The sequence below is a fragment of the Neisseria sp. HMSC078H04 genome (assembly GCF_001838135.1).
Taxonomy (GTDB): domain Bacteria; phylum Pseudomonadota; class Gammaproteobacteria; order Burkholderiales; family Neisseriaceae; genus Neisseria.
Window position 1 is genome coordinate 126,786 of record NZ_KV835822.1, and the last position, 24,336, is coordinate 151,121.

25 protein-coding genes are annotated in these 24,336 nt (G+C 49.1%); 18 read left to right on the forward strand and 7 right to left on the reverse strand.

From position 1 onward, the window contains the following. Positions 1-19: 19 nt before the first annotated feature. The 15 genes from glnD to nqrM all read left to right on the forward strand — a co-directional run bounded on the left by glnD (position 20) and on the right by nqrM (position 15,773). The gene (glnD, locus tag HMPREF2560_RS00805) at positions 20-2,578 is read left to right on the forward strand and encodes a [protein-PII] uridylyltransferase (RefSeq protein ID WP_070873644.1); all 2,559 of its coding nucleotides are present in this window, start codon (positions 20-22) and stop codon (positions 2,576-2,578) included. Between the two features lie 791 nt (positions 2,579-3,369). Then, the gene (locus HMPREF2560_RS00810; protein ID WP_070606976.1) at positions 3,370-3,798 is read left to right on the forward strand and encodes a pilin; all 429 of its coding nucleotides are present in this window, start codon (positions 3,370-3,372) and stop codon (positions 3,796-3,798) included. Between the two features lie 87 nt (positions 3,799-3,885). Continuing rightward, positions 3,886-4,359: a pilin gene (locus HMPREF2560_RS00815; RefSeq protein ID WP_070606979.1), complete on the forward strand. Its 474-nt coding sequence runs from the start codon at positions 3,886-3,888 to the stop codon at positions 4,357-4,359. A gap of 404 nt (positions 4,360-4,763) precedes the next feature. Further along, positions 4,764-5,246: an Lrp/AsnC family transcriptional regulator gene (locus HMPREF2560_RS00820; protein WP_003684427.1), complete on the forward strand. Its 483-nt coding sequence runs from the start codon at positions 4,764-4,766 to the stop codon at positions 5,244-5,246. A 117-nt stretch (positions 5,247-5,363) separates the two neighbouring features. Further along, positions 5,364-5,960 carry a DUF1415 domain-containing protein gene (locus HMPREF2560_RS00825; protein WP_070606982.1) on the forward strand — a complete coding sequence of 199 codons (597 nt, stop codon included), beginning with the start codon at positions 5,364-5,366 and terminating at the stop codon, positions 5,958-5,960. Between the two features lie 14 nt (positions 5,961-5,974). Continuing rightward, entirely contained in the window at positions 5,975-6,334 is a 360-nt protein-coding gene (locus HMPREF2560_RS00830; RefSeq protein ID WP_070606985.1) for a YbaN family protein, read from the forward strand. 441 nt (positions 6,335-6,775) lie between these two features. After that, positions 6,776-8,194, forward strand: a complete 1,419-nt coding sequence (locus tag HMPREF2560_RS00835; RefSeq protein ID WP_070606988.1) for a sodium:proton antiporter — start codon at positions 6,776-6,778, stop codon at positions 8,192-8,194. 337 nt (positions 8,195-8,531) lie between these two features. Beyond that, the gene (locus tag HMPREF2560_RS00840; protein ID WP_070606991.1) at positions 8,532-9,875 is read left to right on the forward strand and encodes a Na(+)-translocating NADH-quinone reductase subunit A; all 1,344 of its coding nucleotides are present in this window, start codon (positions 8,532-8,534) and stop codon (positions 9,873-9,875) included. Positions 9,876-9,877: 2 nt separating this feature from the next. Then, positions 9,878-11,110 (forward strand): NADH:ubiquinone reductase (Na(+)-transporting) subunit B, encoded by a 1,233-nt coding sequence (locus HMPREF2560_RS00845; protein WP_070606994.1) that lies wholly within the window; start codon positions 9,878-9,880, stop codon positions 11,108-11,110. Further along, positions 11,103-11,879 carry a Na(+)-translocating NADH-quinone reductase subunit C gene (locus HMPREF2560_RS00850; RefSeq protein WP_070606997.1) on the forward strand — a complete coding sequence of 259 codons (777 nt, stop codon included), beginning with the start codon at positions 11,103-11,105 and terminating at the stop codon, positions 11,877-11,879. The genes HMPREF2560_RS00845 and HMPREF2560_RS00850 overlap by 8 nt, the downstream gene beginning before the upstream one ends. Beyond that, entirely contained in the window at positions 11,879-12,505 is a 627-nt protein-coding gene (locus HMPREF2560_RS00855; protein ID WP_049329022.1) for an NADH:ubiquinone reductase (Na(+)-transporting) subunit D, read from the forward strand. Before HMPREF2560_RS00850 ends, HMPREF2560_RS00855 begins: the two co-directional genes overlap by 1 nt. Before the next feature lie 3 nt (positions 12,506-12,508). After that, positions 12,509-13,102, forward strand: a complete 594-nt coding sequence (nqrE, locus tag HMPREF2560_RS00860) for an NADH:ubiquinone reductase (Na(+)-transporting) subunit E (protein ID WP_003684365.1) — start codon at positions 12,509-12,511, stop codon at positions 13,100-13,102. Positions 13,103-13,115: 13 nt separating this feature from the next. After that, a complete protein-coding gene (gene nqrF, locus HMPREF2560_RS00865) occupies positions 13,116-14,333 on the forward strand; it encodes an NADH:ubiquinone reductase (Na(+)-transporting) subunit F (RefSeq protein WP_004519569.1) in 1,218 nt (405 codons plus the stop codon). Between the two features lie 133 nt (positions 14,334-14,466). After that, entirely contained in the window at positions 14,467-15,534 is a 1,068-nt protein-coding gene (locus tag HMPREF2560_RS00870; RefSeq protein WP_083306162.1) for an FAD:protein FMN transferase, read from the forward strand. Positions 15,535-15,551: 17 nt separating this feature from the next. Beyond that, positions 15,552-15,773, forward strand: a complete 222-nt coding sequence (gene nqrM, locus HMPREF2560_RS00875) for a (Na+)-NQR maturation NqrM (protein WP_003680888.1) — start codon at positions 15,552-15,554, stop codon at positions 15,771-15,773. A 227-nt stretch (positions 15,774-16,000) separates the two neighbouring features. Here nqrM and rpmG read toward each other — a convergent pair whose 3' ends face one another. From rpmG to HMPREF2560_RS00905, 6 genes are all read right to left on the reverse strand, one after another. Further along, positions 16,001-16,156 carry a 50S ribosomal protein L33 gene (gene rpmG, locus HMPREF2560_RS00880; RefSeq protein ID WP_003684373.1) on the reverse strand — a complete coding sequence of 52 codons (156 nt, stop codon included), beginning with the start codon at positions 16,154-16,156 and terminating at the stop codon, positions 16,001-16,003. 30 nt (positions 16,157-16,186) lie between these two features. Further along, complete coding sequence (gene rpmB / locus HMPREF2560_RS00885) at positions 16,187-16,420, reverse strand: 50S ribosomal protein L28 (protein ID WP_002216391.1); 234 nt, start codon at positions 16,418-16,420, stop codon at positions 16,187-16,189. 250 nt (positions 16,421-16,670) lie between these two features. After that, on the reverse strand, positions 16,671-17,999 hold the full coding sequence (brnQ, locus tag HMPREF2560_RS00890) for a branched-chain amino acid transport system II carrier protein (protein WP_070607000.1): 1,329 nt from the start codon (positions 17,997-17,999) through the stop codon (positions 16,671-16,673). A gap of 1 nt (position 18,000) precedes the next feature. Further along, complete coding sequence (locus tag HMPREF2560_RS00895; protein ID WP_070607002.1) at positions 18,001-18,897, reverse strand: segregation and condensation protein A; 897 nt, start codon at positions 18,895-18,897, stop codon at positions 18,001-18,003. Between the two features lie 92 nt (positions 18,898-18,989). Continuing rightward, positions 18,990-19,457: a hypothetical protein gene (locus HMPREF2560_RS00900; RefSeq protein WP_070607004.1), complete on the reverse strand. Its 468-nt coding sequence runs from the start codon at positions 19,455-19,457 to the stop codon at positions 18,990-18,992. A 10-nt stretch (positions 19,458-19,467) separates the two neighbouring features. Further along, complete coding sequence (locus HMPREF2560_RS00905) at positions 19,468-20,244, reverse strand: tRNA threonylcarbamoyladenosine dehydratase (protein ID WP_070607007.1); 777 nt, start codon at positions 20,242-20,244, stop codon at positions 19,468-19,470. Positions 20,245-20,430: 186 nt separating this feature from the next. Between HMPREF2560_RS00905 and HMPREF2560_RS00910 the strand changes: the two genes are divergently transcribed. Continuing rightward, the gene (locus HMPREF2560_RS00910; RefSeq protein ID WP_003680896.1) at positions 20,431-20,895 is read left to right on the forward strand and encodes a universal stress protein; all 465 of its coding nucleotides are present in this window, start codon (positions 20,431-20,433) and stop codon (positions 20,893-20,895) included. 78 nt (positions 20,896-20,973) lie between these two features. Here HMPREF2560_RS00910 and hemL read toward each other — a convergent pair whose 3' ends face one another. Then, entirely contained in the window at positions 20,974-22,257 is a 1,284-nt protein-coding gene (gene hemL, locus HMPREF2560_RS00915) for a glutamate-1-semialdehyde 2,1-aminomutase (protein ID WP_070607010.1), read from the reverse strand. 198 nt (positions 22,258-22,455) lie between these two features. Here hemL and HMPREF2560_RS00920 point away from each other — a divergent pair, with 198 nt between their 5' ends. After that, complete coding sequence (locus tag HMPREF2560_RS00920; protein ID WP_049333912.1) at positions 22,456-22,851, forward strand: hypothetical protein; 396 nt, start codon at positions 22,456-22,458, stop codon at positions 22,849-22,851. Between the two features lie 73 nt (positions 22,852-22,924). Beyond that, on the forward strand, positions 22,925-24,247 hold the full coding sequence (gene miaB, locus HMPREF2560_RS00925; RefSeq protein ID WP_070873645.1) for a tRNA (N6-isopentenyl adenosine(37)-C2)-methylthiotransferase MiaB: 1,323 nt from the start codon (positions 22,925-22,927) through the stop codon (positions 24,245-24,247). Positions 24,248-24,336: the final 89 nt, after the last annotated feature.

Sequence of the window (24,336 nt, forward strand, 5' to 3'; positions counted from 1 at the left end):
TTCACAGCCAGACACCATCATGACCGCCGCCCAACAAGCCATCCAAACCTACCGGCAGCAAAAAGCCGCAGCAGAAGCCGCCTACCGCCAAAACAACCGCCCTACCGCTTACTTCCGCGACCATATCGCCGCTGCCGAAACCCTACTGCAAACCCTCTGGCAAATCCACTTTCCCGACAGCAACGACATCAGTCTGATTGCCATCGGCGGCTTCGGGCGTTGCGAACTCTATCCCCATTCAGACTGGGATTTAGCGATTGTTTCCACCACACCATTTTCAGACGGCCTGCAACAACAAACCACCCAATTTATCCAAACCCTTTGGGACGCACGCCTCAATCCCGCCATCAAAAGCGGCAGCATAGAAGAAATCCTCCAAAGCACCCAAAACGACATTACCGGCGAAACCGCCTTTCTTGAAGCACGCCATCTCCAAGGCAATCCCAACCTTACCGCCCAACTTCTAAACAAACTCAACACACGCCGCAACACAGCCGCCTTTATCGAAGCCAAACTCCTCGAAATGGAGCAACGCCACACCAAATCCCAAGGCACAGGCGCACAACTCGAACCCAACATCAAAACCTGCCCCGGCGGCCTGCGCGACATCCACACCCTGATTTGGACAGCCAAAGCACAAGGCATAGACAGCAACCCCACCGCCCTCGTTACCGCCGGCGTCCTCACACGCACCGAAGCCGGCATGCTGGCCCATGGCTACCGTCGTCTCGCCAACATCCGCATTCACCTCCACCTTACCGCCGACCGCCCCGAAGACAGGCTGCTTTTCGACTACCAGTCCCAAGTTGCCGAAAGCTTAGGCTATACCCAACCCGACATTCGCGGCAGAAGCGAAGCCCTGATGCACACCTTCTACCGTGCCACCAAATCCATCAAACAACTCAACGGCATCCTCATTCCGGTTCTCAAAAACCATCAAACCTCCAGCCGTCCCCAACATATCCACCCCATCGACAGCCACTACAAACGCATCGGCCACCAAATCGCCGCCAACGACCTTGCCCTATTTGAACAAAATCCCGAACACATCTTCACCATTATTCAAACCATGCAGGAGCAAAACATCACCACCATCGAGCCGCAAACCCTGCGCGCATGGTGGGCGGCCACACGAAAAATCAACACCCGTTTTACCCAAAATCCAGAAAACCGCCGCCGCTTTATCCAATTCTTCAAACACGGCACCGGCCTTACCCAAACCCTCCGTTTTCTCAACCTCTACGGCGTACTCGGCCGCTATCTCCCCGCATGGGAAAAAATCACCGGCCTGCTCCAACACGACCTCTTCCATATTTACCCCGTGGACGACCACATTCTGACCGTCGTCCGAAATATGCGCCGTCTCGCCATCGAAACCCATAGCCACGAAATGCCCGAGGCCAGCGCCATCATGCAAGCCTACCCACGACCACATGTCCTCTACACCGCCGCCCTGCTGCACGACATCGCCAAAGGCCGTGGCGGCGATCACGCCAAAGAAGGCATCAAAGACGCACAACAATTCGCCGCCAACCACTACTACACCGAAGAAGAAAGCCACCTCCTCGCATGGCTGGTTGAAAACCACCTGCTCATGTCCACCGTTGCCCAAAAAGAAGACATCCAAGATCCGCACGTCCTCCAAGCCTTCTGCCGCCGTATTCCCACACGCGAATACCTCGACGCACTCTACCTGCTTACCATTGCCGACATCCGCGGCACCAACCCCAAACTTTGGAACACATGGCGCGCCAGTCTGCTCCAAACCCTCTACCACAGCACCGCCGCCGTTTTAAACAGCAAACACCACGACCCCGAACGCCTCCCCAACCGACGCGAACAAGCCTCGACCGATCAGCTCACGCGCGCGGCCGTTCCCCTCAAAAACCAACAAAAACTCCGCCGCATCCTCGGCAGCGCATACTACGTCCGCCATCAAACACGGGAAATCCTCTGGCACACCGCAAACCTCGCCTACGACACCCAAAGTCCGGCCGTCCGCAGCCGCATCCTTCCCCAAAGCAACAGCCTTCAAGTCATGGTGTTCATGCCCAATGGCGACCGCCTCTTCGCACGCCTCTGCCGCATCTTCAGCAGCCACCGCTTCGACATCCAAGCCGCCCGTGCCTTCATTACCGAGCACGACTACATCCTCGACACCTTTATCCTACAACTTCCCGACAATCTCCCGCCCGAAGAATATCCCGACCGCCAAAGCGCACTCGAAGCCGAACTCAACAGCTTCATCCACGGCAATACCACCGTCCAAAAACAAAGCGGCCGCCCACACATCAGCCGCCGCATCCGCCACATTCCCATCCCGCCTACCGTAATCATCACCCCCGAAGAAGATTATCCCGGCTGGCACACCATAGACATCACCGCCGTCAACCGACCCCACCTCCTCGCCGACATCGCCGAGACCTTCTTTGCACACAACATCAGCCTGCGCTACGCCAAAATCACCACCCTGGATCAGCGCATTGAGGATAGCTTCATCACCTATAGCCCATCTCTACAAGACCCGCAAACCCAAAACACCCTAAAACAAGCATTAATCGAAGTCCTGACCCCATAAAGGCCGTCTGAACATCTTAAAAATACAGGGTGAGCATTTTTTGCTCACCCTAATCGCATTCAATATATAAACATCCTGAATATACCCTTCTAAAACACTCAAGAAATCCAAAGCCTTAAAATTCGAAACCAAAACTTCCTTCTGACATAAAACTACATTCTAAAATCATAACCCAAATGAATATAATTCTGATAATAAATTTTCATTCACCTATTACACCAAACCCTCGTAAAAAATCCTTCCTTCCAAATCTTTTCCTCATCCATATTCAAACAAAATACGTATACAAAATAAAACCCATAAAAAACAAAAAAATAAAATCACAAAATATTAAACCTACCGATTAATCCATAAAGATACCGCCTATCTAAATCAATTAACATATTATTGAACAAGTTTAATTTCTGACAAAAAACGTCACACACCCAAACTTATCTCCCTTCCCTGTCACAAAAAACACAAAACTGACAAAAAACGTCAACCACCAAAATTCCCTAAAATCCTGAAACTTTCAAACAAAACCTCATAAAACTTAAAAATTAAAAAATAAACCCAATAAAAACAATAAACAAAAAATAAAAAATAAATTTTTTAACCAGTTTTCCACACTTGGCACACCGACTGCTTGAAACAACACGTCCGATAAGGCCCAAGCCTCAAAGCAGCAAGCCCGACGGAAGCTGTATATTCCTTCTTACTTTATGGTTTACTCATAATACATAGTGCCAAGCACATTACGGACTTTTTACTTAAACATAATTATTCACACTTTCAAACTGGAGTTTTAAACAATGAAAGCAATCCAAAAAGGTTTTACCCTGATCGAATTGATGATCGTCATCGCCATCTTGGGCATTCTGGCCGTAATCGCTCTGCCTGCATACCAAGACTACACCATCCGCGCCAAAGTATCTGAAGGTCTGAGCTTAGCTGAACCAGCAAAACTGGCTGTAGCAGAAACTTCTGCTGCTTTGGGTGGTTTAGATAAAATTACTACGACTAATACTGGTTATAGCCTTCCTAAACCTACTAATTACGTTCAAAGTATCACTATCGCAGCAAAAACAGGTGTAATTACAGTAACTACTCGTAATACTGGTGCTAGTAAACAACCTATCTTTACTCTGACTCCTAAACAAGAAAATCCTGAGTCTCCTATTACTTGGACTTGTAAATTCAAGAATAGTGATGCTAAACACGTTCCCGCTAACTGCCGCTAATATTGGTATTGCAGTCTAAAATATAAGCAAATCCCATAACGCGGTTATGGGATTTGCTTTATAAAAATAAGAAAACGATACGCTCAAATGAATACCCCATTTCAAGCCCAAAAAGGTTTTACCCTGATTGAGCTGATGATAGTTATCGCCATCCTCGGTATTCTGGTTGTTGTCGCCATACCCACTTACCAAAACTATATCGGTAGGGCGCAAGCCTCCGAAGCGCTATACCTTGCCGATAACCTAAAAACCGAAATCAGCATTGCCTCAGCGGTAAATAATCGCCTGCCCAATGCAGAGGATGTCAGCAAACAAGGCGCAATCGGCGTTACCGCTCAACGCATCGGCGGCACATACATCCAAAACGGTGGCGTAACTGTAGAAGCAGATACAGGCAAAATCAGCATTCCTTTCGATAAAGGTCAAAACAAAGGCAAAGTCCTTACCCTGACCCCATATCGAATTAACAATGATTCGACTTGGTTGTTTAACTGGCAATGCGGCGGAACACTGGATCCGATGATGGTTCCCGCCATGTGCCGAGACAACTCAAACGGATAACGACCAAGCATATACCTTAAGAAAAACACAAAAATACATTGCGAAGAAAACACCCCAAACAAAGCCAAATACAAACGTGGAAAACGAATCAAAGCAAAAGAACAAAACTCTCCAAAACAAGGTCATTAAGAGCCTGAATCATCACATTACGAAAATAAATGCCGTCTGAAATTCATTTTCAGACGGCCTCTTTATATCCAATCCTAATATGGCATAAAACTTTAATCTTGATTAGTTTCAGACGGCCTTCATCTTTTCACCACGACATAAAACAAATTCGCAACACTCCTTATAAGACAATTTGTCGCCTATCTGAACTCAATATATAATTTAACCATACAAGTCTTTATTTTTAAGCATTTTTCATTTTCAAAACATACATTGTCTACATTGGGAGAACCATCATGCCTCATCTAAACTTGGATAAAACGGATTTAAAGATTCTGCAGGTTTTGCAGGAAAATGGGCGGTTGAGCAATGTTGAGCTTTCTGAAAAAGTGGCGCTCTCCCCTTCTCCCTGCCTGCGCCGTCTCAAACAGCTTGAAGATGCTGGCATTATTCAAAAATACGCCGCCCAGCTTTCTCCCGTATCTTTGGGCTTGGGTTTGCAGGCTTTTATCCGTGTATCGATTAGCAAGGCAAAAGATGCGCGTGAGGATTTTTCCGAATCTGTCCGCGCTTGGCCTGAAGTATTGAGCTGCTTTGCGTTAACGGGTGAAACCGACTATCTGCTCCATGCCTTTTTTACCGATATGAACGCGTTTTCCCATTTTGTTTTGGACACGCTGCTTTCGCACCACGGAGTGCAAGATGCGCAATCGAGTTTTGTGTTGAAAGAAATTAAAAACACGACCGCTCTGCCTTTGGTTCATTTGGTTCAGGATTGATGATTTGAAACCGATAAAGGCCGTCTGTTGTTCAGACGGCCTTTTAAATTCCAATGGTTTGCTTTCACGTCCATACACTTGTATACTTTTTAAGAATAATTCACATAAGCTTTTACTATGACTGACACCGCCCATCTTGATACCAATACTGTTTCAGAACATACCAAACAATGGCTGGAAAAAGCCGTTATTGGACTGAATCTCTGCCCGTTTGCCAAAGCGCCGCACGTTAAAAACCTGGTTCGCATCGTTGTCAGCAAAGCCCGTCATTTGGACGGTTTTCTTGAAGACTTGGATCGTGAATTGCAGCTTCTGGGCAATACTTCCGCTTCGGAATTGGAAACCACTTTACTGGTTCATCCGACACTGTTCCCTGATTTTGAAACCTTCAACCAAATGCTGGAAATTGCCGACGATGCGGTTGTAGAAAACGAATTGGAAGGCATTGTCCAAATTGCGCCGTTCCATCCCGATTTTCAATTTGAAGGCACAGAAGCCGACGACATCAGCAACTACACCAACCGCTCGCCCTACCCGACCTTGCATCTGATTCGTGAAGACAGTATTGCTAAAGCGGCTGAAGCATTTCCCGACGCCTCGGCAATTTTTGACCGCAATATCGCGCTGCTGGAAAAAATGGGGCACGATGGCTGGGATAAGTTGGACATTCCACGTTGTCCATTTCCACATCACAAGCCGTCTGAAAACAAATAATTGGTGACGGGAATATGGTTCGCTATTTGTTGATTTTTTGCGGCGCATTGTCGCTCGTCTTGGGCATTATCGGCATTTTCCTGCCATTACTGCCAACTACGCCTTTCATTTTATTGACCGCCGCCTGCTGGGCAAAAGCTTCGCCGCGCTTCCACAATTGGCTGTATCATCACCGCCATTTCGGCCCGATCATACAAAATTGGGAAAATAACGGCGCAGTGCCGCGCAAGGCAAAGTTCTTCGCTATCGGCATGATGGCCCTTTCTTGCCTGTTTATGTTTTGGCAATTTCCAGAACGCTGGTGGATTGGTGTCATATCGTCAATTTGTTGCAGCTGCGTGGCTGTGTGGATGTGGCTGCGGCCGGAAGCATAAATAAAGCAGGTGGGCATTTTCACTCACCTGTTTTTTGTTTTCACACCTAACTTATCCATTAAAACAATCAGTAAGAACCAAAACACCCTATTCGACCCTCATTTTTCAGACGGCCTCCATTTATTCAATTAAATGTAAATTTTAGCTAAAATTAATTCAAAGTATTTTTTCGATAGTATTATTTCCGAGATTTCAAACTCCTGTTTCAAAACCATTTTTTTACTACCTCCAACTACTCTACTCATTTTGATTCCTTTATTTGTATCAACATTTCTTTTGATTCCAACACCCTAAACCGTCCCTTAACACTTGCTTTGCGTTATACTTTCCCCTGACACAACCGCGCAGTTCGTCTGGATATTTTCAGACGGCCTGAATATTTCACCGCCGTGTTTTCTCAATGAAGTTCCTCACGGCGCAACAGAATAAAAAGGAAATACTATGCGCTCTCTCTCATTTTTACTACTTCTTGCCGCCTTTCCTGCTGCGGCATCCGATTTTGACGGCTCATCCGCAAGCCTGCTTTGGGGTCTGCCGTTTGCACTGATTCTCTTATCCATTGCACTCGGACCTCTGTTTTTCTCCCATATTTGGCACCACCACTTCGGCAAAATTACAGCGTTTTGGACGCTGCTGTTTTTAACGCCGTTTATCATCACCTTTGGTTTCGGAGCCGGCGTACATACCGTTGCCCATGCGTTGGTTGAAGAATATATCCCCTTTATCCTGCTGCTTTTAGCGCTCTATACCATTTCAGGCGGTATTTTTGTCAGCGGCGATTTGCACGGCTCGCCTAAATTGAATACAACCCTGTTGGCAGTCGGCACGGCTTTGTCTTCCATCATGGGGACAACAGGCGCGGCGATGTTGATGATTCGTCCGCTTTTGAAGGCCAACCATAAACGCCACTACCGCGTTCACATCGTGATTTTCTTCATTTTCTTGGTGGCGAATATCGGCGGCGGTCTGACTCCTTTAGGCGATCCTCCGCTGTTCTTAGGATTCCTGAAAGGCGTAGATTTCATGTGGACGGTCAAACACATGCTGCTGCCTGTATTGATCAGTTCTGTGATTTTGCTGGCCGTTTTCTACATCATCGACAGCCGACACTTCAACCGCGAACAAAGCGAACACCTTGCTCCCGCTCCTTCCGATAAAGAAGAAAAAGTCAAAATCTACGGCAAATGGAATTTCCTGTTGCTGGCCGGCGTAGTCGGCGCGGTTTTGCTGTCCGGTTTGTGGAAACCAAATCATCCGGGCTTTGAAATCTTGGGCAGCCATTACGCCTTGCAAAACCTGATGCGCGATGGCATTTTGCTGGCTTTGACCGCCGTATCTTGGATTATTACACCCAAACAGGTACGCGCAGGTAATGAATTCAACTTCGAGCCGATTGCCGAAGTGGGCAAACTGTTTTTGGGTATTTTCATTACCATTTCGCCTGTTTTGGCGATTTTGAAAGCCGGAGAAACAGGCGCATTGGCTTCCGTTGTTTCTTTGGTTCACGACGCGGCAGGCAATCCGATTAATGTGATGTATTTCTGGATGAGCGGCATTTTATCGGCATTCTTGGATAACGCGCCGACTTATTTGGTGTTCTTCAATATGGCCGGTGGCGATGCCCAAGCCTTGATGACAGGCCACCTATTCCATTCATTGCTGGCAGTATCCATGGGCTCTGTATTTATGGGCGCGCTCACTTATATCGGTAATGCGCCGAACTTCATGGTCAAAGCCATTGCCGAACAACGTGGCGTACCGATGCCTTCCTTCTTCGGCTACATGGCATGGTCGGTGATTGTATTGGTACCGCTGTTTGCCCTGCATACGATGATTTTCTTCGTTTGGCAGCTCTTTTAAACTTAGAGGCCGTCTGAAATTCAGACGGCCTTTTATTTTCAGCTATACCATCAAATATAGCGTTTAAATATCAATCAGTTAAAAATTATTTCCCTTAACACTCGATTACACATTCCTACTTTTTTCCCACTTTTCCCGTAAAAATAAGCGTAAAACTGACATAAAGCAGCCTATACCTGATAAAATCTGAAGCTTTGTTGTTTGCGTTTATTCGTTGTTTTTATAGCAAACCTCTGCTTTTTTCAGACGGCCCATCCTTTGTTTCAAAGCATTACATGCCGTCTGAAAAAACAATCCGACATCCGAATCTCAACCCACCAAAAAGTAACGCATCCTTATGATTAAGATAAAAAAAGGCTTAGACCTGCCTATCGCGGGCAGACCGGAGCAAGTCATTTATGACGGCCCGGCCATTACCGAAGTCGCGTTGCTTGGCGAAGAATATGTCGGCATGCGCCCCTCGATGAAAATCAAGGAAGGCGAAGCCGTCAAAAAAGGCCAAGTGCTGTTTGAAGACAAAAAGAATCCGGGCGTAGTATTTACTGCTCCGGCTTCAGGCAAAATCGCCGCGATTCACCGTGGTGAAAAGCGCGTACTTCAGTCAGTCGTAATTGCCGTTGAAGGCAACGACGAAATCGAGTTCGAACGCTACGCACCTGAAGCGCTGGCAAAATTGAGCAGCGAAGAAGTGCGCCGCAACCTGATCCAATCCGGTTTGTGGACTGCACTGCGTACCCGTCCGTTCAGCAAAATTCCTGCCGTCGATGCCGAGCCGTTCGCCATCTTCGTCAATGCGATGGACACCAACCCGCTGGCTGCCGATCCTACGGTCATCATCAAAGAAGCCGCCGAAGACTTCAAACGCGGCCTGTTTGTATTGAGCCGCCTGACCGAACGTAAAATCCATGTGTGTAAAGCAGCAGGCGCAGACGTGCCGTCTGAAAACGCTGCCAATATCGAAACACATGAATTTGGCGGTCCGCATCCTGCCGGTTTGAGTGGCACGCACATTCATTTCATCGAGCCGGTCGGTGCGAACAAAACTGTTTGGACCATCAATTATCAAGATGTGATTGCCATTGGCCGTTTGTTTGCAACAGGCCGTCTGAACACCGAACGCGTGATTGCCTTGGGTGGCTCTCAAGTCAACAAACCACGCCTCTTGCGTACCGTTTTGGGTGCGAAAGTATCGCAAATTACTGCGGGCGAATTGGTTGATGCAGACAACCGCGTGATTTCCGGCTCAGTATTAAACGGCGCGATCGCACAAGGCGCGCACGATTACCTCGGCCGCTACCACAATCAGATTTCCGTTATCGAAGAAGGCCGCAGCAAAGAGCTGTTCGGCTGGGTTGCGCCACAACCGGACAAATACTCCATCACGCGCACAACCCTCGGCCATTTCCTGAAAAACAAACTCTTCAAGTTCAACACAGCCGTCAACGGCGGCGACCGCGCCATGGTACCGATCGGCACTTACGAGCTCGTGATGCCCTTGGATATCCTGCCTACCCTGCTCTTGCGCGATTTAATCGTCGGCGATACCGACAGCGCTCAGGCATTGGGTTGCTTGGAATTGGACGAAGAAGACCTCGCTTTGTGCAGCTTCGTCTGCCCGGGTAAATACGAATACGGCCCGCTGTTGCGCAAGGTGCTGGAAACCATTGAGAAGGAAGGCTGATTATGGGCTTGAAACATTTTCTGGAAAAAATCGAACCGCACTTCCTGCCGGGTGGCAAACATGAAAAATGGTATGCCCTCTACGAAGCTGCGGCGACGATTTTCTATACATCCGGCGCGGTAACGCGCAAAGCGGCCCACGTCCGCGATGCGCTCGACTCCAAGCGCATGATGATTTTGGTGTGGCTGGCTTTGTTCCCTGCCATGTTCTACGGCATGTACAACGTCGGCGCGCAGGCATTCGGTGCGTTAACGCCTGATTTGCTGCAACAAAATATCGCCAACGACTGGCATTACGCCCTTGCCAACGCTTTGGGCATCAATATGTCGTCTGAAGCGGGCGTGTTGGGCAAAATGCTCTTCGGCGCGATTTTCTTCCTGCCGATTTACGCGACTGTATTTGTCGTGGGCGGCTTCTGGGAAGTTTTGTTCGCCACTGTACGCAAACATGAAATCAACGAAGGTTTCTTCGTGACTTCGATTCTGTTTGCTTTGATCGTTCCCCCTACCCTGCCTTTGTGGCAAGCGGCTTTGGGTATTTCTTTCGGCGTTGTGGTTGCGAAAGAAGTATTCGGCGGTACAGGTAAAAACTTCATGAACCCTGCTCTGGCAGGCCGTGCATTCCTGTTCTTCGCCTACCCTGCCAATATTACCGGCGATACCATTTGGACTGCGGTTGACGGCTATTCCGGTGCTACTGCTTTGGCGCAATGGGCGGCACACGGTGCAGACGGCCTGAAAAACGCTGTAACCGGTCAAAACATCTCTTGGATGGATGCGTTTATCGGTAACGTACCCGGCTCAATCGGCGAAGTATCCACTTTGGCGCTCTTAATCGGCGGCGCGTTTATCGTGTTCACCCGCATTGCCTCTTGGCGCATTATTGCCGGCGTGATGATCGGTATGATTGCGATGTCTTCACTGTTTAACTTCATCGGTTCGGACACCAACGCCATGTTCTCCATGCCTTGGTACTGGCACTTGGTGGTCGGCGGCTTCGCCATCGGTATGCTGTTTATGGCGACCGACCCTGTTTCCGCTTCCTTTACCAATGTCGGCAAATGGTGGTACGGCGCGCTTATCGGTGTGATGTGCGTGTTGATCCGCGTGGTCAACCCTGCTTACCCCGAAGGCATGATGTTGGCGATTCTGTTTGCCAACCTGTTTGCCCCGATTTTCGACTATTTCGTCGCACAAGCGAACATCAAACGCAGAAAGGCGCGCAGCAATGGCTAAGAAATTCGATAAAGACAGCTTCAGCGGCACGCTGATTGTGGTATTGGTTGTCAGCCTGATTTGTTCCATCATCGTTGCTGGTGCAGTCGTCGGCTTGAAACCCATCCAAGAGAAACAAAAACTCCAAGATAAACAAGGCTATATCTTGAGCGTAGCCGGTTTGATGGATAAAAACACCGACATCAGCAAAACCTTTGCCGAACGTATCGAGCAACGCGTTGTCGATTTGGCAACCGGCGAATACGTCGCCGATGCGCCTAAAGACTTCAGCGCACGCGTTGCCAGCAAAGACCCTGCCCAAAGCATCCAAATCAAACCCGAAGACGATTTGGCCGGCATCAAAAGCCGTGCCAAATACACCGAGGTTTACTTGGTAAAAGGCGAAGACGGCAAAGTCAGCCAAATCATCCTGCCTATGCACGGTAACGGCTTGTGGTCTGTCATGTACGGTTTTGTCGCCATTCAACCTGACGGCAACACCATCAACGGCATCACCTACTACGACCAAGGCGAAACCCCGGGTTTGGGCGGCGAAATCGGCAACCCTCTGTGGCAACAAAAATTCGTCGGCAAAAAACTGTTTGACGAACAAGGAAAACTTGCCCTGCACGTCGGCAAAGGCGCAAGTTCGGACAAAGAACACGGCGTAGATGCCCTCTCCGGCGCATCGCTGACATCTAAAGGCGTGCAAGGTTCGTTCGCCTACTGGTTCGGCGAAAACGGCTATATCCCCTACCTGAACAAATTGAAATCAGCAGGAGCACAATAATGGCTGACATGAAACGCTTGAAACATTTGATGTTTTCACCCTTTATCGACAATAACCCGATTGCCTTGCAGGTTTTGGGTATTTGTTCGGCTTTGGCGGTTACCACCAAACTTCAGACGGCCATCGTAATGGGTATTTCCGTAGCTTTGGTAACCGGTTTTTCCAGCTTCTTCATTTCTTTGGTACGCAACTATATCCCTAACAGCATCCGTATTATCGTGCAAATGGCGATTGTTGCTTCCTTGGTAACGCTGGTTGACCAACTGCTCCAAGCATTTGCTTATGAGCTGTCCAAACAGCTCTCCGTATTCGTCGGCCTGATTATTACCAACTGTATCGTAATGGGCCGTGCCGAAGCGTTCGCCATGAAAGAGCCGCCGCTGGAAAGCTTGGTTGACGGTATCGGCAACGGCGCAGGTTACGGCATGATGTTGATCATCATCGCAACCATCCGCGAACTGATCGGCTCTGGCAAGCTCTTTGGCTACACCATTTTCCAAACTGTACAAGATGGCGGCTGGTATCAAACCAACGGCTTGTTCTTGCTCGCCCCTAGCGCGTTCTTCATCATCGGCTTCTTGGTATGGGGTCTGCGCACTTGGAAACCTGAACAGGCGGAGAAATAAGACATGGAACATTACTTAAGCCTCTTTGTAAAATCCGTCTTTCTGGAAAACATGGCACTTTCCTTCTTCTTAGGGATGTGTACATTTTTAGCAGTATCTAAAAAAGTATCCACTGCATTCGGTTTGGGCGTGGCTGTAACTTTCGTACTCGGCCTGTCTGTCCCTGCCAACCAACTTGTTTACTCGCTGTTAAAAGACGGCGCGCTGGTTGAAGGCGTGGATTTAACCTTCCTGAAATTCATCACCTTCATCGGCGTAATTGCCGCTTTGGTGCAGATTTTGGAAATGTTCTTGGACAAATTCGTCCCTGCCCTCTACAACGCATTGGGTATCTACCTGCCCCTGATTACCGTAAACTGCGCGATTTTCGGTGCCGTATCGTTTATGGCGCAACGCGAATATAACTTCGGCGAGTCCGTTGTATATGGTTTCGGTGCAGGTCTGGGCTGGCTTTTGGCTATTGTCGCTTTGGCGGGCATTACCGAAAAAATGAAATATTCGGATGTCCCTAAAGGCCTCAAAGGCTTGGGCATTACCTTTATCGCTGCTGGCCTGATGGCAATGGCGTTTATGTCGTTCTCCGGCATCCAGTTATAAGAAAGGAATCGGCATGGAGATTATTTTAGGTATCGTGATGTTTACCCTCATCGTCTTGGTTTTGGCACTGATGATTCTGTTTGCCAAATCCAAGTTGGTGAGCGAAGGCGACATCACCATCAAAGTCAATAACGAAAAAGAGCTGACGATGCCTGCCGGCGGCAAACTGTTGGGTGCGCTTGCCAGCCAAGGTATCTTCGTTCCTTCCGCCTGCGGTGGCGGCGGCTCATGCGGTCAGTGCCGTGTTGTCGTGAAAAGCGGCGGCGGTGACATTCTGCCGACCGAGTTGTCCCACATCAGCAAACGCGAAGCGCGCGAAGGCTGCCGTCTGTCTTGTCAGGTCAACGTTAAAACCGACATGGACATCGAAGTACCGGAAGAAGTATTCGGCGTGAAAAAATGGGAATGTACTGTCATCTCCAATGACAACAAAGCAACGTTCATTAAAGAACTCAAGCTTGCCATTCCCGAAGGCGAAGAAGTTCCTTTCCGAGCCGGCGGTTACATTCAAATTGAAGCCCCTCCTCACACTGTTGCCTACAAAGACTTCGACATTCCTAAGGAATACCACGAAGACTGGGACAAATACAATCTGTGGCAATATGTTTCGAAAGTGGATGAGCCGATTTTGCGCGCATACTCCATGGCTTCATATCCAGAAGAAAAAGGCATCATCATGCTGAACGTGCGTATCGCCACGCCGCCTCCGCGCGTACCCGATGCGCCTCCAGGACAAATGTCGTCCTACATCTGGTCGCTCAAACCCGGCGATAAAGTAACGATTTCCGGTCCGTTCGGTGAGTTCTTTGCCAAAGATACCGATGCCGAAATGGTATTCATCGGCGGTGGTGCAGGTATGGCGCCGATGCGTTCCCACATTTTCGACCAGCTGAAACGTTTGAACTCCAAACGTAAGATTACCTTCTGGTATGGTGCACGTTCTAAACGCGAGATGTTCTATGTCGAAGACTTCGACCAACTCGCAGCAGAATTCCCGAACTTCACATGGCACGTCGCCCTGTCCGACCCATTGCCTGAAGACAACTGGGACGGTTACACAGGCTTCATTCACAACGTGGTTTACGAAAACCACCTGAAAAACCATGAAGCACCTGAAGACTGCGAATTCTATATGTGCGGCCCTCCGATCATGAACCAGTCCGTGATCAAAATGCTCAAAGATTTGGGCGTGGAAGACGAAAACATCCTCTTGGACGATTTCGGCGGTTAACAGACAAAAAGGAAGAAACTTCGGTTTCTTCCTTTTTTTATTGCCAGGCCGTCTGAAAACCATACTTTCAGACGGCCTGAACCTTTCTTTTACGATACAATAAAGGCTTCAAAAAATAATCCGCAAATCCCCTATGCCGTTTCTTTCCAATTCGTTTTACCGTCCGATAATCGGTTGCACCGTTGCCATCGTTTCCGCACTCACACTCTCTGCCTGCCAACCTGAAAAACAACAAACCATTACCCTGCAAGGCGAGACCATGGGCACAACCTATACCGTCAAATATCTTTCAGACGACCAAGACAAACTCCCCTCCCCTGCCGAAATACAAAAACGCATTGATGATGCGCTTAAAGAAGTCAATCGGCAAATGTCTACCTACCAGACCGATTCCGAAATCAGCCAATTCAACCAGCTGCGCACCGTCAATCAGGCCATGCCTATTTCCCAAGACTTTGCCTATGTAACCGGCGAAGCCTTGCGTTTAAACAAACTGACGCACGGCGCACTGGACGTAACCGTCGGTCCTTTGGTTAATCTTTGGGGATTCGGCCCGCAAAAAGAAATCACACACGAACCGACTGCACAAGAAATCCAACATGCTTCAGAAATGGTCGGTACGGACAAACTCAAACTTTCCCAAGACGGACAGCAGCCTACACTCGCCAAAACCTATCCCGAAGTCTATTTAGACCTATCCTCCATCGCCAAAGGCTTTGGCGTGGATAAAACCGCAGCCGAACTTGAAAAACTCAATATCGGCAATTATTTGGTAGAAATCGGAGGCGAGTTGCATGGCAAAGGCCACAATGCGCAAGGTAATCCTTGGCGTATCGGCATCGAGCAGCCCAATATCGTTCAAGGCGGCGCCACCCAAATCACCATTCCATTGGACAATAAATCACTGGCCACGTCCGGCGACTACCGTATTTTCCATGTCGATAAGTCAGGCCGCCGCCTTTCCCATATCATCAACCCTAAAACCAAACAACCCATCAGCCACAACCTTGCTTCTATCAGCGTAGTAGCTGAAAACGCCACACTTGCAGACGGCCTTTCAACCGGATTGTTCGTCCTCGGAGAAACCGAAGCACTTAAACTTGCCGAGCAAGAAAATCTCGCCGTTTTCCTTATCATCCGAACTCCGCAAGGCGGTTACCATACTGAAATGTCCAGCGCATTCAAGAAATTATTAAACTAACCTTCAGGAATACACACATGAAAACCCTCCTCCTTACTTTCGGCATTTTTATCATTGTCATCCTCGGCATGGCAGTCGGCTATATTTTCTCTAAACGCACCATCAAAGGTAGCTGCGGCGGCATTTCCTCTCTCGGCATGAAAAAAATGTGCGATTGCGACACGCCATGCGATACCTTGCAAAAAGAGCTGGATAAAAAACAACATTCCGACAACCAAGGCATCAAGGTTGATCATTAAGTCGTTGTTGAATGTTTATTCATGATTTAAGGCTGCTTATCCCCTATCAGGCCGTCTGAAAAATAAAAGAGCGTAATCCCAATTGATACACACTCTTTTATTTTGTCTCTTCCAAAGCAATCCAAAAATATCTTACATACACATTTAAAACAAGCCCCCAAAAACCAATCAGAAAATAAAAAGAAAAGCTCCTGCAAAACAGGAGCTTTTTCTTGGAAGAAACTAGATTATTTCAATTTAGTTTCTTTGTAAATAACGTGTTTACGGGCTACTGGGTCAAATTTTTTGATTTCCAGTTTGCCAGGCATAGTACGTTTGTTTTTAGTAGTTGTGTAGAAGTGACCAGTACCAGCACTGGACTCCAGTTTGATTTTATCGCGCATTGCAGTAATCCTTAATTAATGGTGTTTAAATTAAGCTTCGCCGCGAGCACGCAAATCAGCCAATACGACATCAATGCCTACTTTATCGATGGTGCGCAATGCAGCGTTAGAAACGCGCAGGCGAACCCAGCGGTTTTCACTTTCTACCCAGAAACGACGTGATTGCAAGTTAGGCAAAAAACGACGTTTGGTTTTGTTGTTGGCGTGTGATACGTTATTGCCAGACATCGGGCGCTTACCGGTCACTTTGCAAACTCGTGCCATGGTTAGTCTCCAAACTTCTAAAATAGTAAAACGCAATTTATACCACGAAATCCGCCCTCAGTTCAAGTCGTTTACTGAAAAAACGGGATTTGTGGAAATAAATCTTCTCAATATGTTGCATCTGCGAAACGGTATCTCGCAAAGCCTTAACTTTTCAATTATAACGGATTTCTTCAAAAAAATCATCTGTCGTTTGCGTGGTCGGCGAAATAAACAGGCCATCTGAACATTTCAGACGGCCTGTTTATCGTCATGCTTTTTTCTTCAACGCCGCATTCAAAATGCAGCCGAGTATAAAGCAGGCTAAAGAGGGAACAACCCACCCTAAACCGATATTGTAAAACGGCAATGCACGCTCGATAGCAGCCGCGGTTTCGGTATCAAATCCAAACGCGGCCTTATAGGCATCGAGCAAGCCGACCATAAGAGCCGCCATCATGGTGCAGAAATAGACAATACGGCCACCGCCAAACAGTTTATCTGTCAAGGCCAGCAAAATGATGACAATGGTCAGCGGATACAACAGCATCAACATAGGGATGGAAAACTGCAAAATCGCTGACAGGCCTTTGTTGGCCAACAGGATAGACACCACTGTATTCAGTATCACAAAGGCTTTATAAGAAATGCCCGGGCAAAGACGGTTGAAATATTCGGCGCATGAAGTAATCAAACCCACCGCCGTACTCAGACAAGCCAGCAGCACCATGACGCCAAGCAACACAATACCGGCCGTACCGAAATAGTGCTGTGCGGTTTTAGACAAAACCGACGCGCCGTTTTCCTGCAAGCCGATACCGGCCACACCTGTCGCGCCCATATAGCCGATAAACAGGTAAACCACTGCCAAACAAGAAGCCGCCAACACACCGGAAATCGTCGTGGTCTTCAGCAAGTCTGCGCGGTTGTCCACGCCCATGGCGCGAACGGCATCGATGACGATAATGGCAAACACCAGCGAAGCCAGCGCGTCCATGGTGCCGTAGCCTTCCAAAATGCCTTTAACCAACGGATGAGTAGCAAAATCGCCTTGCGCCGCCTGCGGCACGCCCATCGGATTAATGGCGGCATAGCCGACCAATATCGCAATTGACAACAACAAAACGGGCGTAAGGATTTTACCGATACGGTCAACCAGCTTACCCGGAGAAATCGACAGCCAATAAGTCATGCCGAAAAACACCAGGCTGAATACGGCCAATGCGATATTTTTCCAAGATTCATCAATGAAAGGAGAAATTGCAGTTTCAAAAGACACTGTCGCCGTACGCGGCATGGCAAACAGAGGGCCGATTGCCAAATAAAGCGCAGTGGCAAAAGTCACGCCGTACCAAGGCGCAACACGGGAAGCCAGTGCCTCCACATCACGCGAGCCGGAATAGCCAACGGCAATCACGCCCAACAATGGCAAACCTGCGCCCGTCAGCAAAAAGCCAAACATGGCCAAAAGCCAGTTATCACCGGCCTGCTGTCCCAAAAAAGCAGGAAAAATCAGGTTCCCCGCCCCAAAAAACAGCGCAAACAGCATTAAGCCCACCGCCCATAAAGAAGCTTTGGTATGACTCGTCGTCGAATTCATTTTAGTTCTCTTTTTTCAAATTTTCGTTATCGGTTTCATCGGCTTCAAGGCCGTCTGAAAGCATTTCGGCTTCGTTTGTTTCCAAACCGTCTTTCAGGCTGATTTCGATTTCGCCATAATTTTCAGGCTGTACGATACGCACCAAGCCTTCTTTAGCCAATTCCAGCAATGCAATAAAATTGACCACCACATATGTCGCGCCCTGCTCCGGCTTAAACAAATCGCTGAACTTGCTGATGCCGCTTTCGTTCAAACGGCGCAAAATCGCCGTCATCTGCGCGCGCACGGAAATGGTTTCCCGCACCACTTCATGACTGCGCGTATGCTTGGCTCGCGACAAAATACCCAACCAAGCCTGCGTCAAATCGGCAACGTACACTTCCGGCAACTTCGCTTCGACCGCAATTTCCAACGGCAAATACGCCCAAGCAAAATCACGTCCGGCACGTGGCAACGCATCCAAGCCCTGAGCCGCCAGTTTCATCTGCTCGTAAGCCAACAGACGGCGCACCAACTCGGCACGCGGATCCGCCTCTTCATCCTCAACTTCTTCAGGACGCGGCAACAGCAGGCGCGATTTAATTTCAATCAGCATCGCCGCCATCAGCAGGTATTCTGCCGCCAAATCAAACTGATACGCTTCCATTTGGGCGATATAGTGCAGATACTGCTCGGTAATCTTCACCATCGGAATATCGAGGACATCGATATTTTGCTTGCGGATAAGGTACAGCAACAAATCCAACGGCCCTTGGAAGCTGCTCAATACCACCTTCAGCGCATCAGGCGGAATAAACAAATCCTGCGGCACATCGGTGACAGGCTGACCGAACACCCACGCAACGGTATGTTCAGACGGCGTTGCGGCAGTGGAAGAAATAAGGTGTTCTGAAGGCATGGTTAAAGGGTCTTTTTCTTTTTAAGTTTAGTAAGAAGTTTCATCAACAAAAGGCCGTCTGAAACGAGGACAACCCATTTTTAATATAAAAATCAACGTTTTTTACGATTGATTTGCAAAGAAACAATAGCGACGGCAAAGGTCTGGGCCAAGGCCATACCCCACAGCGGCAGGCTGGCAAAAACTGAACCCGTCAGTACCGAACCGATATCTCGGGACAATACAAAACCATCCCTCGCAAGCATCGCCACCATCAAAGCCAACAACAGCAAACTTTCGCAGCCGACCAAAAGCCAAATCATTTTAACCGAACGGCGTTTGCGCCATTTCATGATACCGGCGTGCAAAAGGCTGAATATCACGACGGACAGACACGGATAAAGAAAAGTGGTGAACGGGCGGGTATAACCGCTTTGCACACACAAATAATCGCCGGGCAACGTATTACATTCCATCACATCGAGAAACATCGGATCGACGGCATACATCAATACGCCGAACCACATCGCATAAATCAGACTGGCAATAAAGTAGGCTTTAAAAAATCGGCTCTTACCCATTTCCTACCCCTCACTTCCGCCCTGCGATATGCTCCACCGCCGCCTGCGCACAATACAGCCCAAACGAAGCCGTCACCAGCATACTCGCGCCATAGCCCGCGCAGGACAAACCTTGCGGCGCTGCATCGGTCGAACACGCTTCGCCGGATTGCGGCGGCGTGATATTCTCAGTTGAATAAACGCAAGGCACGCGCATTTTTTCTTTGGTATCGCGGCTGAAACCGTAGCGCTTGCGCAAGGTATAGCGCAAATTGGAAAGCAGCGGGTCGTGGGTAACGCGGCTCAAATCGGCGGTTTGGATTAAAGCTGGATTTTTCTGTCCGCCCGCGCCGCCGCTGATAATAAACGGTTGTTTATGTTGCACGAAATACGCTGCCATCGCCGCTTTGACACGGATTTGGTCAATGGCGTCGATAACGAAGTCAAAAGGCCGTCTGAAAAGCTCGTCCAGATTGTCTTCGGTAACAAAATCTTCGATTTCCGTCACTTCGCATTGCGGATTGATTTGGACAATGCGTTCGCGCAAAGCAGTAACTTTTGCCTTACCGAAATCATCGGTCAAAGCGTGCAACTGGCGGTTGACATTGGACTCGGCGACGTTGTCCAAATCAATCAGCGTTAAACGACCGATACCGCTCCTCGCCAAAGCCTCCACCGCCCACGAGCCGACGCCGCCGACACCGACCACGCACACATGCGCACGCGAAAAGCGCGCCAGTGCTTCGTCTCCGTAAAGTCTGGCAATGCCGCCAAAGCGGCGCGAAGAAAGAAAAGCGGCGTCCTGCATAAGTAACCTTGTGATATATCAATAAATTAATGAAAAACGCGACAGGCGATTCGGACAGACATTATACTTGAAAGCAGATGGGCTGTTGTACCTGCCCGAAAGAGTTTATAATCGTTTCACATTCAGACAAGTTCTGATTTCATATTAAACGAAAGTGCCGCTACTCGGCGCAAAAGGAGAATAAATATGTACAAACATCTGGTTGTAGCCGTTGACGGTAGCGAGACTTCCCTCAATGCATTGAAACACGCTGCCGAACTGGCAAGCCTCAACAAAGCCCAACTGACTTTGGTTCACGTTGCCAACCCTGCCGAATACATGGCTTTGGCTCCTGAATTCCTGCAACACGAAAGCTACGAAGCCGCCGCAGTGGCTCAAGGTAACGAAGTTTTGGATTTCGCAGAAAAAACAGCGCGTGAAAGCGGCGTTGAAAACATCGTGAAACACCTGTTGGTTGCCAACAAAGGCGCGCGCGAAATGGCGCAAGACTTGGTTGACTACGCCGACAACAACGGCGCAGACCTGCTGGTACTCGGCACACACGGCCGCACCGGCCTGATGCACCTGCTGATGGGCAGCTTCGCCGAGACCGTAATGCGTCAAAGCCACCTGCCTCTGCTGATTATCCGCAGCAAAGCTGAAGAAGCATAATCAAACATTTATTTAAAATAGCGAAAGGCCGTCTGAATATTTTTCAGACGGCCTTTTTTCACATGACAGCTTAAGCTTTTATTTTGCCATTTCTTTGAACACTTCGTGTGCCACAGCAATGGTTTCGTCAATCAGCTCAGGCGTATGCGCGGCGGAAACAAAACCGGCTTCGTAAGCTGACGGGCCGAATGCGACATTGCGGTCGAGCATACCGTGGAAAAAATGTTTGAAACCGTCGATATTGGAACGCGCCATGTCGGCGTAGTTTTGCGGCGTATGGCTGGCAAAATACAAACCAAACATACCGCCCACGCTGTCCGCCGTAAATTCAACGCCATGCGCTTTAGCCGCGTCGGCAATACCGTTGGCGAGGCGTTGGGTCAAGGCAGTCAGGTTTTCATAGAAGCCTTCGCGCTGAATGATTTCCAGCGTTTTCAAACCGGCTGCAACCGCAATCGGATTGCCGGACAATGTACCTGCCTGATACACGCCGCCCAACGGGGAAATACATCCCATAATGTCTTTACGGCCGCCGAACACCGCCAAAGGCATACCGCCGCCGATCACTTTGCCCATGGTGGTCAAATCAGGCTTGATGCCGTGCAAAGATTGCGCGCCGCCCAACGCCACGCGGAAACCGGTCATCACTTCGTCGTAAATCAATACGACACCGTGTTTTTCAGTCAATTCGCGCAAGGCTTTGACAAAGGCTTCAGACGGCCTAACCAGATTCATATTGCCGACAAAAGGCTCCAAAATCACACAGGCAATGTCATTGCCGCTTTGGGCAAAGGCTTCTTCCAGTTGGGCAATATTGTTGTATTCGAGTACCAAAGTATGTTTGGTAAAGTCGGCAGGCACACCGGCAGAAGAAGGATTGCCAAACGTCAGCAGACCGCTACCTGCTTTAACCAACAGGCTGTCGGAATGGCCGTGGTAGCAGCCTTCAAACTTGATGATTTTGTCGCGACCGGTAAAACCGCGTGCCAGACGGATGGCAGTCATCGTTGCTTCCGTGCCGGAGCTGACAAGGCGCAGCTGCTCGACGGACGGCATGATTTTGGCGATTTCTTCGGCAATGACAATTTCGCCTTCAGTCGGCGCACCAAACGACAAACCGCCCAATGCTGCTTCGCGCACGGCTTCAATGACTTCAGGATGGGCGTGGCCGACAATCGCAGGGCCCCAAGAGCCGACATAGTCGGTATAACGCGTGCCGTTTTCATCCCAAACATACGCGCCTTCCGCCTTTTTAATAAAGCGCGGTACGCCGCCGACGCTGCCGAATGCGCGCACAGGAGAGTTCACGCCGCCGGGAATAATGGCTTTGGCGCGGTTGAACAAGCTTTCATTACGGTTCATGGTCAATTCTTTCGTAAGAGGTCGTCTGAAAATCAAATCGGTGCCATTTTAACACCAAATCCTTTTCAGACGTCCCAAGCTTCAAAATAAGAATCGGGCGCAAAATCAAAATTATTCTTTAAAAACAAACACTCTATCCACATTTTTCCTGCTTGTGCTATAATCCGCGACCTATTGAAACAATAAAAGAAAAGCATCATGTTACGCGGATTCATACTCAGCCTCGCCCTTTTGGCGTCCTCCCTCGTCCATGCACAACGCAGCCTGCCTGACGATATGGATGTGGCCGTTTTAAAGACGGTCGATTTGCCTTATCTGAAAGTCAGCAAAGGCGGTTTTTCTTGGACGCGCCTGCTGACGTTGGGCATTGTGGACGGCAATGCGGCCAAACTGCAAATCACGCGCTTTACCAAAATCCACGATGAAAACGACCGTTTCATCCCCATGGGCCGCCTGCTGAACCAAACCGGCAAAGCCGTTGCGTTCAAATACAACGAAGAAAGCCGCCTCGTCCGCGAAATCTGGATTTTGACCGACGCCGAAGCCGACAGGTTCATCGAACACGCCAAAAAGCAGAAAAAGGCGGAAGAATAATTTTTCAGACGGCCCGAATATTTCACAGGCCGTCTGAACCCTTTTACAACAAGCAAATCAATCAAAACAAACCATGAAAAAAGTATTTATCCGCACCTTCGGGTGCCAAATGAACGAGTACGACAGCGAAAAAATGCTGTCCGTCCTCGCCGAAGAACACGGCGGCATCGAACAGGTTACCCAACCTGACGACGCCGACATCATCTTGTTCAACACCTGCTCCGTGCGTGAAAAAGCGCAAGAGAAAGTCTTCTCCGACTTGGGACGCGTACGCCCGCTCAAAGAAAAAAATCCCGACCTCATCATCGGCGTTGCCGGCTGCGTTGCCTCTCAAGAAGGCGAAAACATCGTCAAACGCGCTCCGTATGTGGACGTGGTTTTCGGCCCACAAACGCTGCACCGCCTGCCCAAACTCATCGTCGACAAAGAAACCACCGGCCTGTCTCAAATCGACATCACCTTCCCAGAAATCGAAAAATTCGACCACCTGCCGCCTGCGCGCGTAGAAGGCGGCTCGGCATTCATTTCCATTATGGAAGGCTGTTCCAAATACTGCTCTTACTGCGTCGTCCCATACACCCGCGGCGAAGAATTCTCCCGCCCGCTTAACGACGTATTGACCGAAATTGCCGGTTTGGCGCAACAAGGCGTTAAAGAAATCAACCTCTTAGGCCAAAACGTCAATGCCTATCGCGGTGAAATGGAAAACGGCGAAATCTGCGACTTTGCCACCTTGTTGCGCATCGTCCACGAAATCCCCGGCATAGAACGCCTGCGCTTTACCACCAGCCATCCGCGCGAATTTACCGACGCGATTATCGAGTGCTACCGCGACCTGCCGAAGCTGGTTTCCCACCTGCACCTGCCGATTCAAAGCGGTTCCGACCGCGTATTGAGCGCGATGAAACGCGGCTACACCGCTTTGGAATACAAATCCATCATCCGCAAACTGCGCGCCATCCGTCCTGATTTGTGCCTCAGCTCCGACTTTATCGTCGGCTTCCCGGGCGAGACCGAGCGTGAGTTCGAGCAAACCTTGAAACTGGTCAAAGACATCGCCTTCGACTTAAGCTTCGTCTTTATTTACAGTCCGCGTCCGGGCACGCCTGCCGCCAACCTGCACGACGACACGCCGCATGAAGAAAAAGTGCGCCGCCTCGAAGCTTTGAACGAAGTCATTGAAGCCGAAACCGCGCGCATCAACCAAACCATGGTCGGCACAGTTCAACGCTGCTTGGTTGAAGGTATCTCCAAAAAAGACCCTGACCAACTGCAAGCCCGTACCGCCAACAACCGCGTGGTCAACTTTACCGGCACACCCGACATGATCAACCAAATGATCGATTTGGAAATCACCGAAGCCTACACCTTCTCCCTGAAAGGCAAACCGGTATAAGCACACACAAACAAAGGCCGTCTGAAACTGTTCAGACGGCCTTTATCTTGGTTCGGCCCGGCATTATCTGATTCATGTATTTTTATTAC